The following is a 14,350-nucleotide window of genomic DNA, read 5'->3' on the forward strand; positions in this document are numbered from 1 at the left end:
GGCGACGGGCAGGTCACTCCGGGGCGGAGAACAGCGGGACCGTCGGGCTGGTCGCCGGCTCCGGTGCCTTGGCAGCCTTCGACCCCCGCGGCGCCGACGCCTTGGGCGCCTTCGACTCCTCGGCCTTCGAGCCGGCCTTCGACTCGGTCTTCGGCTCGGCCTTCGAGTCGGTCTTGGGCTCGGTCTTGGTTTCGGCAGCCTTCCGGGTCCGGGTCCGCGTGCGCTTCACCGGCTCCGCGGTCTCGGCAGCCGCCTCGGCCGGCGCTGCCGCCGTCTCGGCAGCCGCTTCGGCCGGCACTGCCGCCGTCTTGCGGGTCCGGGTGCGCTTGACCGGCTTCTCAACCGGCTTCTCAACCGACTCGGCAACCGCGGACTCGACCTCGGCAGCCGGCTCAACAGCAGCAGCCGGCTCAACAGCAGCAGCCGGCTCAACAGCAGTAGCGGACTCCGCCGTCTTCCGGGTGCGGCTGCGCTTGCGCGGCGTACGCTCCGGCGCCTCCGCCGCCTCGGTGGACGACTCGGCGGTCGGCGGGACCTGCGTCTTCGCGGTCACGTCCGACTCGGACTTCGGCTCGGTCGCCACCCCGTCGACGGTCTGGCCGCTGCGGGTGCGCTTGCGGACCCGGTTGCGCTTCCGGGCCGGCCGCTCGCGACCCTCGCCACTCTCGGCGCGCTCGCTGCGCTCCTCGGTCCGGCGCTTGTTGTCCCGGCCGGCGGGCTTCTCCTCGCGCGACTCCCGGGCCGGCTTGATCCGGCCCTTCGCGTCGGTCGGGATGCCGAGGTCGTGGTACAGCTCCGGCGATGTCGAGTAGATCTCCTGCGGCTCGTCGTACGGCAGATCGAGCGCCTTGTTGATCGTCTTCCACCGGGTCACGTCGGCCCAGTCGACGAAGGTCACCGCGATCCCGCTCGCACCCGCCCGCCCGGTCCGGCCGATCCGGTGGATGTAGGCCTTCTCGTCCTCGGGGCAGGTGTTGTTGATGACGTGCGTTACACCCTCGACGTCGATGCCGCGAGCCGCGACATCGGTGCAGATCAGTACGTCGATCTTGTCGCCGCGGAACCGCATCAGCGCCCGCTCGCGGGCCTGCTGGTTCAGGTCGCCGTGGATCGCGGCGGCCTTGAAGCCGCGGTCCTGCAGGTCGTCGGTGAGCCGGGACGCCTCGCGCTTGGTCTTGCAGAAGATCATCACCCGGCCGCGGTCCTCGGCCTGCAGGATCCGGGCCACCACCTCGGGCTTGTCCAGATCGTGGGCCCGGTAGACGAACTGTGCCGTGGTCGGCACCATCTGGGTGTCCTCGTGCGACTCCGCCCGGATGTTCAGCGGGTGCCGCATGTGGGTGCGGGCCAGCGCGATCACGGCCGACGGCATCGTTGCCGAGAACAACATCGTCTGACGCAGCTCGGGCGTCTTGCGCAGAATGCGTTCCACGTCGGGCAGGAAGCCGAGGTCGAGCATCTCGTCGGCCTCGTCCAGCACCAGCACCTTGATGTGGCTGAGGTCGAGCACACCGCGGTTCGCCAGGTCCAGCAGGCGTCCCGGCGTACCGACGACGACGTCGACGCCCGTCTTCAGCGCGTCCAGCTGCGGCTCGTACGCCACTCCGCCGTACACGGTCAGAACCCGGACGCTGCGGACGGTGGAAGCAGTGGTCAGGTCCTTGGCGACCTGGATGGTCAGCTCGCGGGTCGGGGTGACGACCAGCGCCTGCGGCTTGCCGGGCGCGGCGAGCTCTTCGTAGTCGGCCTCGCCGGGGGAGATGGTGCGCTGCAGCAGCGGAATACCGAAGCCGAGCGTCTTACCGGTCCCGGTCCGGGCCTGGCCGATCAGGTCGGTGCCCATGAGGGCGACCGGGAGCGTCATCTCCTGGATCGGAAACGGCTCTACAATGTTGACGCGGTCGAGCGCGTCGCAGATCTCGGGCAGCACCCCGAGCTCTCTGAAGGTGGTCAGGCTGATCGCCTCTCACATGCTTGTGCGGACAGGTGTGTTCAGTGGCCGGGCGCCAAGAGCATTCCAGCTCCGTCATGAGGCGCGGGGACACTGTGCAAGCACCTCGCACCAGCTTGCCCATCTGGGCGCGTCACCGGCGAATCGCCCACCAGTGTAGCCGCAACGGCTGTCAACGCCGCTTCGTGTGGTTTGCGCCACTCGCGGTCCGGTCCAGATAGGGTGCCGGGCATGGAGCAGACGGCCTTTGATGATCCCGCCTACCGGGCCGCGGCGGTGGATCTGCTGGGAGTTCTCGCCTACGGCGAGCTGACCGCTTTCGAACGGATGGCCGAGGACGCCAAACTCGCGCCGACCCTGAACGACAAGGCCGAGCTGGCCGCGCTGGCGACGACCGAGTTCCAGCACTTCCAGCAACTGCGGGACCGGCTGGTCGCGCTCGGCGTGGACCCGGTGGAGGCGATGACGCCGTTCGTCACGCCGCTGACCGCGTTCCACGACCACACCGCGCCGTCGGACTGGCTGGAGGGCCTGGTCAAGGCGTACGTCGGGGACGGCCTGGCGAACGACTTCTACCGCGAGATCGCGTCGTTCGTGGACGCGGAGACCCGGGCCCTGGTGCTCGAGGTGTTCGCCGACTCCGGGCAGGCCGAGTTCGTGGTCGACCGGGTCCGGGCCGCGATCGAGGAGGACCCGAAGCTGGGCGGCCGGCTGGCGCTGTGGGGACGTCGTCTGGTCGGCGAGGCGCTGAGCCAGGCGCAGCGGATCGCCGCGGACCGCGACTCGCTCGCCGCGCTGCTGGCCGGCAGCGTCGACCGCCCGGGGCTGGACCTGGCCGCGATCGGCCGCATGTTCACCCGTCTCACCGAGGCTCACACCGCCCGTATGACAGCCCTCGGTCTCCAGGCCTGAGCACAACGGAGGCCTGGGCGACACGGCAACGGCCGCCTGCCCCTTTCGGGGTGGCGGCCGTTTGGTGGTGCCTGCAGCCTGGGCTCAGGCGGCTGTCGTCTTGCTGTTGCGGGAGGAGATGAACGCGACGACGATCGCGGCGCAGATGATCTGGATCAGGTACTGGATCCAGTCCGGGCCGGCCGTGTCCTTGACACCGAGGAAGTAGGCGATCAGACCACCGAGGAAGGCGCCGATACCGCCGCCCAGGATGGTCCAGCCGAGGCTGATGTTCTGCTTGCCGGGAAGCACCAGCCGAGCCAGTGGCCCGAAGATGATGCCCGCGATGAGACTGACGATGATCATCCAGATCCAGAAGCCCACGGTTCCTCCTTGAGGGATGGCTGACCTGCGCCCAACTGGCGCCCCGTGACAAACCAGACCAATGCAGCGCAGGTCTTACCGCCATCGTGCCCTGTGTGTGGCACTCCGCAACCGGGACACGCTCGACTGTGTCCGGACCGGGATCAGATCGCGCCGAACCCGACCTTGCGGATCGACACCTCACCGATCTCGACGTACGCGAGCCGGTCGGCCGGAATGATCACCCGGCGGCCCTTGTCGTCGGTGAGCTGCAGCAGGTTGGACTTACCGCTCAGCGCCGCCGCGACCGCCTCCTGGACCTCGTCCGGGCTCTGCTCGCTCTCCAGCACCAACTCACGATTGGCGTGCTGCACGCCGATCTTGACCTCCACGAAACCCTCCGGGCACGTTCCGACCGGCGGCTCTCGCCGGTGACTGTTCGAGCCTAGCCGCTGCCGCCGCTCAGCTCTCACCCGTCCGCCCAGAGCAGAACCTTTCGGTGCGCCGGTACGACGTACCGAATCAGGCGTCGGTGCGGGGGAAGCCACCGATACCGCGCCAGGCCAGCGAGGCGACCATGTCGGCCGCGTGCTCCTGGGGCAGGGACGAGTTGTCGGCGGCCAGCCAGTAGCGGGCGCTGACCTGCGCCATGCCGACCAGGCTGACGGCCAGCACCATCGACTGCTCGCGGTTCAGCCCGGCGTCCGCGCTGATCACCTCGGACACCGCCTCGGCGCACGCGTGGGTGACCCGGTCGACCCGCTCCCGCACGGCCGGCTCGTTGGTCAGGTCCGACTCGAACACCAGCCGGAACGCGCCCTGGGCGTTCGCCACGTAGTCGTAGAACGCGTGCATCGTGGCCGTGACCCGCTGCTTGTTGTCGTCGGTCGACTTCAGCGCATCCCGGACCGAGGCGACGATCGCGTCGCAGGAGGTGTCCAGCAGGGCCAGGTACAGCTCCAGCTTGCCGGGGAAGTGCTGGTAGAGGACCGGCTTCGAGACGCCGGCGCGGTCGGCGATGTCGTCCATCGCCGCGGCGTGGTAGCCGTTGGCGACGAAGACCTCCTGAGCCGCCTCGAGCAGTTGCGCGCGACGGGCCAGCCGCGGCAGGCGGCTGCCGCGTTTCGGCGCGGTCTCGGGTGTCGTCGACACAGTCGGCTCCTTCGGTGGTGCGGCACGGCGGCTCGGGCTCGACCGCCGGGTCGTTCCCCGAATCCTACCCAGCAGTCCTTCCCGCCAGTAGCTTCCCCGCCGATCGGTGTTCCATCGTGGTACTGCGCGCGGTCCCGGCGTACTGCTTCAGCGGCTCAGCGGTAGTCGTCCTCGTCCGTGTCGCCGACCTCGCGGCGCTGCTCGTCCACATCGGCCGGATCGGCCTCGATCGGTACGCCGGAGTCCTCGGCGCGCCGGTCCGTCGCCGCACTCTGGCGTTGATCCAGTACGTCGGCCTCGGGGGCGTCATCGGGCACGCTGTCGAAGCCGGGACCCTCGTAGTCGGGCTCACTGGTCATGCGACTGCTCCTCTCGATCACCGACGGTTACGACGGTAGCGGCTTCGGGTCGTCGTACATGCCTTCCAGGACGTCGCCGTACTCCTCGATCCGGGCCAGCACGTCGTGCGGCAGGAACCGGAGCTCCTCCGGCGTGGTCGCCGAGGCCACCTCGTCCCAGTCGATCGGGGTGGACACCCGCGGCTCCTCGGCGCCACGCAGCGAGTACGGCGCCAGTGTGGTCTTGGCGCTGGCGTTCTGACTCCAGTCGATGAACACCTTGCCGGGGCGGAGCGCCTTGGTCATGTTGGCGGTCACGTTCTCCGGCAGTGCCTCGGCCAGCTGCTCAGCGAGCTGTTTGGCGAAAGCACTGGTCTTCCGCGATGACGCCGGCTCGATCGGCACGTACAAGTGCATGCCCTTGTTACCTGACGTCTTCGGCCAGCCCTCCAGCCCGAAATGGCTCAGCAGCTCCCGCAGTGCGAGCGCCACATCGCAGCACTCGACGATGGTGGCTCCAGGCCCCGGGTCGAGGTCGAACACGATCAGGTCGGCCTGCGGGTCCTTGCCGGTGTCTGACAGACCGATCCGCCACTGCGGCAGGTGCAGCTCGAGTGCGGCCAGGTTGGCCAGCCACACCACCGTCTGGACGTCGTCAGCCACCACGAAGTCGGCCTCGTCCCGCCCGGTCGAGCTCCCTGGGGTCGGCAGCGTCACGGTCCGCACCCAGGCCGGCGTACCGCGCGGAGCGTTCTTCTCGAAGAAGTACGGCGCCTCTGTGCCGTCAGGCCACCGCTTACGGGTCAGTGGCCGGTCGGACAGGTGTGGCAGCAGCAGTGTGGCGACCTGGTGGTAGTAGTCGATCACCTCGGCCTTGGTGAAGCCGGTGTGCGGATACAGCACCTTCCCGAGGTTGGTGAGCTTCATCGTCTGCCCGTCGACCTCGGTGGTCAGTTGCTGCGGTGCGGCTGCCATGCCTCCCAGTCTCCACCCGCAAGCAGTCCTAACGGGCCAACGCTGGACCGGTGTAGCTGAAGCCGATGGCGACCTACCATGGGTTCCGTGGATAGTTACGCGGCAGTAACCGGTGGCCACGCCCCGTTGGGGGTGCAGGAATGGCCGGCGCGGCGCGTGCCGGTCGCGGGAGTGGATCTCCATGTCAGGGACGCCCCCGGTGCGGCGGCGGACCTGCCGCCCGCTCTGTTCGTGCACGGCCTCGGCGGGTCGTCGCTGAACTGGACCGCCCTGGGTCTGCTGCTCAACGACACGGTCCGCGGTATCGCCCCGGACCTCCCGGGTTTCGGGCGTACGCCGCTGTCGGGTGCCGCGGGGATCAACGAGCAGGTCGACGTACTGATCGCACTGCTGGAGCGTGAGGTCGACCAGTCGGTGCACCTGTTCGGGAACTCGATGGGCGGGGCGACCTCGGTCGCATTGGCCGCACGCCGGCCGGACCTGGTCGCATCACTCACACTCATCTCTCCCGCGCTGCCGCATCCGCGGGCCTCTGTGACCGCCCTGTGGTTCGCGGCGGTCGCCACGCCGCGGCTGGGGCAGGTTGTGCTGACGCGGACCCGGCAACTGCCTTTCGACCGGCGGCTCCAGGCGTCACTGGCGATGATCTTCGGCGATCCGCGGTCGATCCCGCCTGAGGTCAAGGCGGCGTACGAGGAGGAGTTGCGCCGCCGCGACACGGACCCGTGGGGGATGCTGGCGACGGTGCAAGGTGCCCGGAGCATCCTGCGGTCGTCGCTGGCGCCGCCACGCCGGTCGCTGTGGGCCGACGCGGCCAGGGTCGAGTGCCCGGTGCTGCTGGTCTACGGCGGGAAGGACCGGCTGGTCGATGCCCGGATCCGGACCAAGGCCCACCGCCAGTTCCGCGACGCGCGGTTGCTCTATCTGCCGCAGTCAGGCCACGTCGCGCAGATGGAACACCCCGAACACGTTGAGCGCGCGTTCCGTCAGCTGATCGGTTGATCGAGTCACAGCTGTGGTCGGACTGAGACACGGTTGAGCAGCTGGTCGGATCAACTTTCCTCTCGCTCATGGAGTCGGACGAACACTGTGTTCGTCGAACGAGAGGACCACTGTGCGGGTAATGGGCAGACTCATCAGAAGCCTGTCGCTGGGGATGGTCGCACTACTGGGTGTGGGGGCGTTGCACGCGAACGCCGCAACACCGGCCCTTCAATCACAGAAGGCAGAGCCGCCATCATCGGTTGCTAAAGGCAACAACTGGGACGTGACACCGGTGGCCTCGGGCTACCGGTTGACCTTGCGTCTCGCCGCGCCGGCGCCGATGCGCGCGTCGCTGCCGCTGCTGGCCGTGGACGGCGTACCGATCGGGGTGGCCAGACAGTCGCCGGACCAGCGGACGCTGACCCTGCTCACCACCGACCCGGCTGTACTGAAAGCACGCGACGTACGACTGATCTGGTCGGGTGACGTCGGCAAGAGCACCGGCCGGAACCGGAGCCAGGCGGCCGGGCCGACCGATGCCCACTGGCTGAAGGCGAAGCAGGGGCCGCCGCTGACGGCCGATCCCGGTGCGCTGGGCAAGTATCAGGTCGACACAGCCGAGTACAACCTCGGTGACGAGGCGGTCTACCTTCCGGGCCTCGGACAACGGTCCGAAGTGCGCGGGAAGGTCTACACGCCGCGCGGTGCGGTCGGGCCGCGGCCGCTGGTGCTCCTCCTGCACGGCCGGCACCAGTACTGCTACGGCGGCGACGAGCTCACCCCGTCGGACAAGCCGTGGCCCTGTTCGGGCGGCGCCAAGCCGGTGCCGAGCTTCCGCGGGTACGACGGCCCGGCCCAGGCGCTGGCGAGTAGCGGCTACCAGGTCGTGTCGATCAGCGCCAACGCGGTCAACGCGTACGACGGTGATGTCTACGACTCGGGTGCGCAGGCACGAGCCGAGTTGATCCTCGATCACCTGGCGCTGTGGAAGAAGTGGTCGACGATCGGCGGCGGACCGTTCGGCCGCACCTTCGTCGGCAAGGTGAACCTGCAGAGCGTCGGTCTGATGGGCCACTCGCGTGGTGGCGAGGGTGTTGCCCGGGCCGCGGTGCTCAACGCCGACCGGGGTGGGCAGTACGGCATCCGTGCCGTCCTGCCGCTCGCGCCGACCGACTTCGCCCGTGCCACCGTGCCTGGCGTTGCGATGAGCGTCCTGCTGCCGTACTGCGACGGCGACGTCGCCGACCTGCAGGGCCAGAAGTTCTACGACGACACTCGCGACTCCGTCACCGGCGACAACGCACCACGGTCGACCGTGACCGTGCTCGGGACCAACCACAACTTCTTCAACACCGAGTGGACTCCTGGACAGTCCGAGGCGCCGTCAGGTGACGACTGGTTCGGTGAGGAGAAGGAGTCGCCCTGCGGTGCGAAGTACGCGGGCCGGCTGACGGCCAAGGAGCAGCAGGCCGTCGGTACGGCGTACATCGCGGGGTTCTTCCGGCTGCAGCTCGGCCACGAGACGAAGTTCCTGCCGCAGTTCGACGGGTCCGACGCGCGGGCGGCCTCGGCTGGGCGGGCCGTCGTCCGTGTGGTGTCGCAGGCGCCGCTGGTATCGCGGCGGGACGTGAATGCCCTCGCCAAGGCACTGCCGGCAGGGTCTGTCACCGGCAAGGCGTCAGCGACAGTGTGTGCGGGCGTGACGCAGCCGTCTGGTCGGATGGCTGCGACACCGACGTGCATGACGACGAACGACTGGGCCAACGCTCCGCACTGGGGCACTGCCTGGTACGCCGCTCGCACACCAACCACTGCGGTGACCAAGCTGAGTTGGACCGGGACTGACGGCGTACTGCGGCTCAACCTGCCTGCTTGGCAGCGCGACGTACGACGGTTTGCCGCACTGTCGTTCCGTGCCGCGCCGGACCCGGCCGGTGCGCCGAAGACTGATCTGAGTGTGCGTGTGGTCGATGGGCGAGGCCGTGCGGCCGTCGTACCCGTGTCTGCTGTCAGTGACGCGCTGGTGCGGATGCCAGGGCGTGGCGACAGTGGGCTGCCGAAGAACCTGCTGCGGACCGTGCGGATCCCGGTGGGGTCGTTGAAGGGCGTGGATCTGCGTGACGTGCGTGCGGTCGAGTTGCGGACCGACCGAGTGGCGCGTGGGTCGGCGTACGTGAGTGATGTCGCGTTCTCGTCGCCTGGGGTCGGGCTGTCGGCTCCTGCCCGGTTGCTGCCGCAGCTGTCCGCGTCGAACGTGACGGTGAAGGAAGGCGACAAGGGGACGAAGTCGATGGACTTCTGGGTGACGCTGTCGCGGCCGAGCATCCGTCCGGTCAGTGTGTACGTCGAGACGAGCGGGGACCTGGGGACTGCTGTGGGCGATGTCACTCGGCAGCTCGTGTTCAAGCCGGGGCAGGTGCGGCAGAAGGTCAGCGTGCCGGTGACCGGGAACACTCGGGACAGCTACGACCTGCCGTTCAACCTGGTGCTCTCGGCGCCTCGGGAGGGGCTGCTGAACCAGTCCTTCGGGCATGGTGTGGTGATCGACGACGACGCCACGCCGACGCTGACGGTCGGGAACGGGGCGGCGGGCGAGAAGGCCGGTGCGGTGCGGTTCCCGGTGAAGCTGTCGGCGCCGAGTGACAAGATCGTGAACGTCTTCGGGGTGCTGACCGACGGTACGGCGGTGATCCGGAAGGACTACCTGGGCGAGTACGACGACGGGACGACTCCGCCCAATCGCACCGTCGAGGGGTACGTCGAGCCGGGGAAGACGGTTGGGGATCTCCCGGTTCGGCTGGTGGACGACAAGGTGAAGGAGCCGGCGGAGACGTTCAGCGTCAAGGTGCAGGCGGTGGACGGGGCGGAGATCAAGCTGCCGGTCACGGTCAAGGCGACGATCACCGACAACGACTGAGCGGCAGAGGTCCGCATCCCGGGGTGAGACGGGGATCCCGGGATGCGGACTGTGGTGGGGGTGGTTGGGGATGTGCGGGAACATGGAGGAGGGCCGGATGGTTGAAAACCGGAGAGCCCACCGACATCGTTCACGAGGAGCCGACACGTGTCATTGCCACCGCTGGTCGAACCGGCTGACGAGCTGACCATCGACGAGGTCCGCCGGTACTCACGGCACCTGATCATCCCCGAGGTCGGGATGGCCGGGCAGAAGCGGCTGAAGAACGCCAAGGTGCTGGTGATCGGCGCCGGCGGCCTGGGCAGCCCGGCGCTGCTCTACCTGGCCGCGGCCGGTGTCGGCACCCTCGGCATCGTCGAGTTCGACACCGTCGACGAGTCGAACCTGCAGCGCCAGATCATCCACGGCCAGTCCGACGTCGGGAAGTCCAAGGCCCAGTCGGCCAAGGAGTCGATCCTCGAGGCCAACCCGTACACGAACGTCGTCCTGCACGAGGAACGCCTCGACAACGACAACGTGTTCCAGATCTTCGAGCAGTACGACCTGATCGTCGACGGCACCGACAACTTCGCCACCCGGTACCTGGTGAACGACGCCGCGGTGCTGCTCGGCAAGCCGTACGTCTGGGGTTCGATCTTCCGCTTCGACGGCCAGGTCAGCGTCTTCTGGGCCGAGCACGGCCCGTGCTACCGCTGCCTCTACCCCGAGCCGCCGCCGCCGGGCATGGTCCCGTCCTGCGCCGAGGGCGGCGTCCTGGGCGTGCTGTGCGCGTCCGTCGGTGCCGCGCAGGTGACCGAGGCGATCAAGCTGCTGACGGGGATCGGCGACCCGTCGCTGGGCCGGCTGAACATCTACGAGGCGCTCGACCTGAACTGGCGCACCCTGAAGGTCCGCAAGGACCCGAACTGCGCCATCTGCGGTGAGAACCCGACCGTCACCGAGCTGATCGACTACGAGAGCTTCTGCGGCGCGCTGACCGAGGAGGCGGCCGACGCGGCCGTCGGCTCGACCATCTCGGTGAAGCAGCTGAGCGAGTGGATCAAGCTGAAGGACAACGGCGAGAAGGACTTCGTCCTGATCGACGTCCGCGAGCCGAACGAGTACGAGATCAACCGGATCCCGGGCTCGGTGCTGATTCCGAAGGCCGACTTCCAGACCGGTGTCGCGCTGGAGAAGCTGCCGCAGGACAAGCAGTTGGTCTTCCACTGCAAGTCCGGTGTCCGCTCCGCCGAGGTGCTCGCGATCGCCAAGGGTGCCGGCTTCTCCGACGCCGTCCACGTCGGTGGCGGGGTCGTCGCCTGGGTCGACCAGATCGACCCGAGCCAGCCGGCGTACTAGAGCAACCGCCTGAAGCAGGCGGCGTACCACAGCAGAGGGCTGGAGCAGGTTGCTCCAGCCCTCTGGCTGTCTAGAACGGCATCCGGCAGGTGGCGACCGCTTCAGCGGCGACCGGATCTCCGGAGACGGCCGGCTCGTCGTCGCGGCCCGAGAGGGTCCGCATGTAGCTCACCGCATCCACGGCGGCGTGGCCGACCGGCTCGCCCCTCCCCAGTCGGTAGGTCCCGCCGCCCGGTCCGGTGAGCTCCAGTACGACGGCCGGCCGCTCACCCCAGAACGACATCGCGTCCACGTCGTACATCACCTGCGCGATGACCTCCTCGGCGTACGGACCCGGGTCGAACGGCCGGCCCACCGCCTGGCACACGTCGTCGCGATGCATCCACAGGTCCCGGGCCAGCAGGATGTCCCGGACATAGCCCAGCGTCATCGGGATGCCCTCCACGTTCATGGTCACCCGCCGGATCAGCGCCGGATTCCGCGCGATCGCCCGCGTCGCCTTCCCCCAGGCCCGGTCGAACTGCGCCCGCAGCTCGGCCGGCGGCGTACCGCGGTGCTCGTCGGCCTGGACCATCATGTGCGCGTCGAACCGCGGCAGCGCCGGGTAGACCTGCTTGGCCTTGCGGAACCGGCGCGGGAACGACAAGGGCCTGGTCACATCCTCGGCCTGGCCGATCAGATGCCCGGCGATATCCGCGACGTCCCACTCGTCGCAGACCGTCCGGCGGTGCCACTCGGTCCCCTCGAGTGACGCCAGTAAGTCGTGCCACGCCTGGATCTCCGCGTCCCGGTGATCCCGGCACCGTTCCCGGCCGGCGCGGCCGATCTCCCCCGCGAGTACTGCGGTCATCACTACCCCCTGGTCGGTGCGTATCGCTGATAGAACATCTCGAGTACGACGGGCAGCAGCCGGATGAACCGTCCGTCCTCGAACGAAGCGTCCGGCTGGTTCGCGATCTGCTGCGACAGCAGACCGGCCGTCATCGAAGTGAAGAGCGCGATGGCTTCCTCGCCGGCAGCGTCCGGATGCAACCGGCCCGCGTCCACCGCCTCCTGCAGGTGCTGCCGGAGATCCTCGACCGACTCCATCGAGGGCGCGAATGCAGCCGGACTCGGCTCGAAGCCGGGAATCGTCCGCCAGAACAGCAGTTGCGAGTAGACCGGGTGCTCCAGGCACCACCGGCAGAACGCGTTGAGGCCGCGCTCCAGCACGTCCTCGTCCTCGGATGCGGTGGCGACGGCCTCGCGCTGCACAGCCAGGACGAGCTCGGCGCCACGCTGGAAGAGCGCGTCGTAGATCGCCATCTTGGACGGGAAGTACTGGTAGAGCGACGGCGGCTGCATCCCGAGCCGGCGGGCCACCGCGGACAGGCTCAGTGCCGCGACGCCCTCGGTCTCCATCAGTTCGATGGCGACCTCCAGGATCTCCTCGATGGTCTCCTGGCGGCGACGGGTTCGGCGATCCAGCCCAGCAGTGCTCATACATTGAGGAAAACCTAAAGGCATTAGGGAAGTCAATACCTCGTAGGATTCGGTTGGATTGTCCGCTCCGGCACGTACTGTCTTGGCATGTGCAGAAACATCACCGTCCTGCGGGGACTCGAGCCGGCCGCGACCTCTGAGGAGATCTACGCGGCCGCATTGCAGTACGTGCGCAAGGTGACCGGCGTCGGCTCGTTGAGCTCGACCACCCGCGAGCCGATCGAGCGGGCCGCGGCCGAAGTCGCGCGGATCACCGAGCAGTTGCTGGCCGAGATGCCGGAACGCCGGAATCCGCCGCAGACCGTGCCGCCTTTGCGGCGCCCCGAAGTGCGGGCCCGGCTCGGACTCGACTAGGGCCGGACCAATGGGGGAGTCGCGCACCAGCCGCCGCCACCAGGGGCTGGTGCTCGGGCTGGTGATCGTCGGGGTGCTGCTGGCCACGATCAACACCAATGCCCAGGCCGAGCTGATCCGCCGCCGGCAGGCCAGTTGCGACGGTTCGCTCCCGCTGCCGACAGCGGCGTACGTGCTGGGTTTCGTCGGCCTGGGTGTCGGCGCGGTCGCGCTCTTCCTGCTGATCCGCTGGTTCGGTCACAGCCGTGAGCCGATCGCGCTCATCCTGTTCGCGACCGCGGCCGCCGCTGTCATCTTCGAGTTCTTCGCCCTCGTGACCGCCTTCCAAGAAGGTCGCCCGGTCCATCCCATCTGCGGCGGCTGACCGGGTAGTGTCCTTCTCGGGAAACGGTTACCTACGAGGAGGCCGGGATGCGGTTCGCGATCAAGACCAGGCCGGAGCACACCACCTGGCAGCAGCTACGGGACGTGTGGATCGCCGCGGACGACTTCGAGATCTTCGAGTCCGCGTGGCACTGGGACCACTTCTACCCGTTGAGCGGCGACATGGCCGGCCCGAACCTCGAGGCCTGGACGACGCTGGCCGCGCTGGCCCAGGCGACCCGGCGGATCCGGGTCGGCTGTCAGGTGACCGGGATGATCTACCGGCATCCCGCCGTCCTGGCGAACATGGCCGCGACCACCGACATCATCTCCGACGGCCGGCTCGAGCTCGGTGTCGGCGCCGGCTGGAACGAGATGGAGACCGCCGCCTACGGCATCGAGCTGTACCCGCTGAAGGAGCGGTTCGACCGGTTCGACGAGGGTGTCGAGGCGATGATCGCGCTGCTCACCGAGAAGGTGGCGAACTTCGACGGGAAGTACATCAAGCTCACCGACGCGTACTGCGAGCCGAAGGCCGTGCAGACCCCGCACCCGCCGATCACGATCGGCGGCAAGGGCCCGAAGCGCACACTGCGCGCGGTCGCCCGGTGGGCTCAGCACTGGAACGTCATCGTGTCGGGCCCGGAGGAGTGGAAGCCGCTGAAGGACATATTGGCTGGGCACTGCGCGGACGTCGGCCGCGACGTCAACGAGATCACCTGCTCGGTCAACGTCCGGATCGAACCCGACCAGCCCCTCGACACCGCGGTCGCCCAGGCGGCGGCGTACGGCGAAGCAGGCGTCGACCTGGTCGTGATGAACCTTCCGCTCGACGCGCCGCCGTCCGTCGTCGAACCGCTCGCGAAGGCCCTGGCGCCACTGGCCTGAACTGTCCGCGGTCCCCGCTAGGTTTGGCCTCGTGGACAGGGAGGAGTACGTCGAGGCGGTGCTGCGTGCCGTGGAGTCGATCCCGCCGGGCAGCGTCGCGACGTACGGCGACATCGCCGAGTACGTCGGTCAGGGCGGACCGCGCCAGATCGGCGCCATCATGCGTGAGTACGGCGCCAGCGTGCCGTGGTGGCGGGTGATCCGGGCCAGCGGAGTCCCCGCCGACGAGGTCGGCGACGAGCAGCTTCACAACCTTCGCTCCGACGGCGTCCGGGTCACGAACGGCCGGGTCAACCTGCGCGAGGTTCGCTGGGATCCGAAGTAGACATCAGCGATGCGGCGGCCCCGCCCCGG

The 14,350-nt window shown here is 68.7% G+C and carries 16 protein-coding genes; 8 read left to right on the forward strand and 8 right to left on the reverse strand.

The genetic code is table 11. The features are described 5' to 3' along the window. Window positions 1-13: 13 nt before the first annotated feature. Window positions 14-1,864: a DEAD/DEAH box helicase gene (locus tag ACGFIF_RS26390; protein WP_393158068.1), complete on the reverse strand. Its 1,851-nt coding sequence runs from the start codon at window positions 1,862-1,864 to the stop codon at window positions 14-16. A gap of 318 nt (window positions 1,865-2,182) precedes the next feature. Here ACGFIF_RS26390 and ACGFIF_RS26395 point away from each other — a divergent pair, with 318 nt between their 5' ends. Continuing rightward, window positions 2,183-2,863 carry a ferritin-like fold-containing protein gene (locus tag ACGFIF_RS26395; protein WP_393158070.1) on the forward strand — a complete coding sequence of 227 codons (681 nt, stop codon included), beginning with the start codon at window positions 2,183-2,185 and terminating at the stop codon, window positions 2,861-2,863. 84 nt (window positions 2,864-2,947) lie between these two features. Here ACGFIF_RS26395 and ACGFIF_RS26400 read toward each other — a convergent pair whose 3' ends face one another. The 5 genes from ACGFIF_RS26400 to ligD all read right to left on the reverse strand — a co-directional run bounded on the left by ACGFIF_RS26400 (window position 2,948) and on the right by ligD (window position 5,670). Then, window positions 2,948-3,226, reverse strand: a complete 279-nt coding sequence (locus tag ACGFIF_RS26400) for a GlsB/YeaQ/YmgE family stress response membrane protein (RefSeq protein WP_393158072.1) — start codon at window positions 3,224-3,226, stop codon at window positions 2,948-2,950. 143 nt (window positions 3,227-3,369) lie between these two features. After that, window positions 3,370-3,597, reverse strand: a complete 228-nt coding sequence (locus ACGFIF_RS26405) for a DUF3107 domain-containing protein (protein ID WP_131358936.1) — start codon at window positions 3,595-3,597, stop codon at window positions 3,370-3,372. Between the two features lie 130 nt (window positions 3,598-3,727). Further along, entirely contained in the window at window positions 3,728-4,357 is a 630-nt protein-coding gene (locus tag ACGFIF_RS26410; protein WP_393158073.1) for a TetR/AcrR family transcriptional regulator, read from the reverse strand. Between the two features lie 155 nt (window positions 4,358-4,512). Further along, window positions 4,513-4,716: a hypothetical protein gene (locus tag ACGFIF_RS26415; RefSeq protein WP_393158075.1), complete on the reverse strand. Its 204-nt coding sequence runs from the start codon at window positions 4,714-4,716 to the stop codon at window positions 4,513-4,515. Between the two features lie 27 nt (window positions 4,717-4,743). Beyond that, complete coding sequence (gene ligD / locus ACGFIF_RS26420) at window positions 4,744-5,670, reverse strand: non-homologous end-joining DNA ligase (RefSeq protein WP_393158077.1); 927 nt, start codon at window positions 5,668-5,670, stop codon at window positions 4,744-4,746. A 78-nt stretch (window positions 5,671-5,748) separates the two neighbouring features. On the opposite strand from ligD, the gene ACGFIF_RS26425 reads away from it, so the two are divergent. From ACGFIF_RS26425 to moeZ, 3 genes are all read left to right on the forward strand, one after another. Next, a complete protein-coding gene (locus ACGFIF_RS26425) occupies window positions 5,749-6,672 on the forward strand; it encodes an alpha/beta fold hydrolase (RefSeq protein WP_393158078.1) in 924 nt (307 codons plus the stop codon). 121 nt (window positions 6,673-6,793) lie between these two features. Further along, a complete protein-coding gene (locus tag ACGFIF_RS26430) occupies window positions 6,794-9,571 on the forward strand; it encodes a Calx-beta domain-containing protein (RefSeq protein WP_393158080.1) in 2,778 nt (925 codons plus the stop codon). Between the two features lie 147 nt (window positions 9,572-9,718). Next, window positions 9,719-10,909, forward strand: a complete 1,191-nt coding sequence (moeZ, locus tag ACGFIF_RS26435) for an adenylyltransferase/sulfurtransferase MoeZ (protein ID WP_393158082.1) — start codon at window positions 9,719-9,721, stop codon at window positions 10,907-10,909. A gap of 70 nt (window positions 10,910-10,979) precedes the next feature. On the opposite strand, the gene ACGFIF_RS26440 is transcribed toward moeZ, so the two are convergent. Both ACGFIF_RS26440 and ACGFIF_RS26445 read right to left on the reverse strand, forming a co-directional pair. Then, window positions 10,980-11,759 carry a maleylpyruvate isomerase family mycothiol-dependent enzyme gene (locus tag ACGFIF_RS26440; RefSeq protein ID WP_393158083.1) on the reverse strand — a complete coding sequence of 260 codons (780 nt, stop codon included), beginning with the start codon at window positions 11,757-11,759 and terminating at the stop codon, window positions 10,980-10,982. A 2-nt stretch (window positions 11,760-11,761) separates the two neighbouring features. Continuing rightward, window positions 11,762-12,391: a TetR/AcrR family transcriptional regulator gene (locus tag ACGFIF_RS26445; protein WP_393158086.1), complete on the reverse strand. Its 630-nt coding sequence runs from the start codon at window positions 12,389-12,391 to the stop codon at window positions 11,762-11,764. 87 nt (window positions 12,392-12,478) lie between these two features. Between ACGFIF_RS26445 and ACGFIF_RS26450 the strand changes: the two genes are divergently transcribed. From ACGFIF_RS26450 to ACGFIF_RS26465, 4 genes are read left to right on the forward strand one after another with little or no spacing between them, the layout of a single operon-like run. Continuing rightward, entirely contained in the window at window positions 12,479-12,745 is a 267-nt protein-coding gene (locus ACGFIF_RS26450; RefSeq protein WP_132208069.1) for a DUF2277 domain-containing protein, read from the forward strand. Between the two features lie 10 nt (window positions 12,746-12,755). Then, window positions 12,756-13,109 carry a hypothetical protein gene (locus tag ACGFIF_RS26455; RefSeq protein ID WP_393158087.1) on the forward strand — a complete coding sequence of 118 codons (354 nt, stop codon included), beginning with the start codon at window positions 12,756-12,758 and terminating at the stop codon, window positions 13,107-13,109. 47 nt (window positions 13,110-13,156) lie between these two features. Continuing rightward, window positions 13,157-13,996, forward strand: coding sequence for a TIGR03560 family F420-dependent LLM class oxidoreductase (locus tag ACGFIF_RS26460; RefSeq protein WP_393158088.1), 840 nt, complete (start codon window positions 13,157-13,159; stop codon window positions 13,994-13,996). Between the two features lie 31 nt (window positions 13,997-14,027). Next, window positions 14,028-14,321 carry an MGMT family protein gene (locus ACGFIF_RS26465; protein ID WP_393158089.1) on the forward strand — a complete coding sequence of 98 codons (294 nt, stop codon included), beginning with the start codon at window positions 14,028-14,030 and terminating at the stop codon, window positions 14,319-14,321. Window positions 14,322-14,350: the final 29 nt, after the last annotated feature.

The sequence above is a fragment of the Kribbella sp. NPDC049174 genome (assembly GCF_043197365.1).
Taxonomy (GTDB): domain Bacteria; phylum Actinomycetota; class Actinomycetes; order Propionibacteriales; family Kribbellaceae; genus Kribbella.